This is a genomic window from Gordonia aquimaris, from assembly GCF_026262595.1.
GTDB classification, from domain to species: domain Bacteria; phylum Actinomycetota; class Actinomycetes; order Mycobacteriales; family Mycobacteriaceae; genus Gordonia; species Gordonia tangerina.
Genome location: NZ_JAPKFM010000085.1, coordinates 1 through 753 on the forward strand (window position 1 = coordinate 1; position 753 = coordinate 753).

General features: G+C 63.5%; 1 protein-coding gene. It reads right to left on the reverse strand.

Annotated elements, in window-relative coordinates; translation table 11 throughout:
- Positions 1 to 753 (reverse strand): DUF222 domain-containing protein (locus OSB52_RS24685; protein WP_266063972.1); only part of this gene is annotated, 753 nt, incomplete at both ends.

The window sequence follows — 753 nt, forward strand, 5'->3', positions numbered from 1 at the left end:
CGGCGGCGGCGTCGTTGTGTCGGTGCTTTTGTCGGCCGCCGGTGGTGGTGGTTTGAATCGGATACGTCGTAGTCCGGGGAACAGTTTCTCCATGCTTTCGGTATCGCCGCCGATGACGAGGCCTTCGGGAGTGATGAACTCGGTGCGTAACCGGCCGTGGCGGTCGCGGTACTGGTCGTCGAGCCACGACCCGAACGTCTTACGGATGTGGGAGAAGCGGTCTTTGACGTTCAGATTGTCCGGTTCGGTCTGACCACCCTGGCCCGGATCGGCATGGTTGTATTCGGCGACGTGATCGATATCGGCCCGCCACGCGGGGGTGTCGTTACCTAGCACCACGCTATAGCCGTCGCGAATTCGGATGAAGGCGTCCAACGCGGCCGTCGGCCGATACGGATCCGACGGCAGATGGGCGTCCAGGGTGAACCCGCCATCCGGGTCCGGTGTGGTGTCAGTGGGTACCAGATGTTTGATGACCGCATCGGTACGCGCGGCGAGGTCCCGCACATGCGCGTCGTCGATGACGCCGTAGCCGTCGATGAATCCGGCATGCTCAGCACCATCCAGGGTGGCCTCGTCACACACGACGTGGATGACGATCTTCGCATCCGCCGGTGGCGCCGTGGTCGCCTCGGGAATCACGGCGGTGCAGGTGTCGACACCACATAGGCATTCGAACGGTGTGCCCGACAACAGGGCGAACATCGCATCTGAGGCCCGCTGCTGGCGGGTTCGTTCGTCGTTGTCGCACAC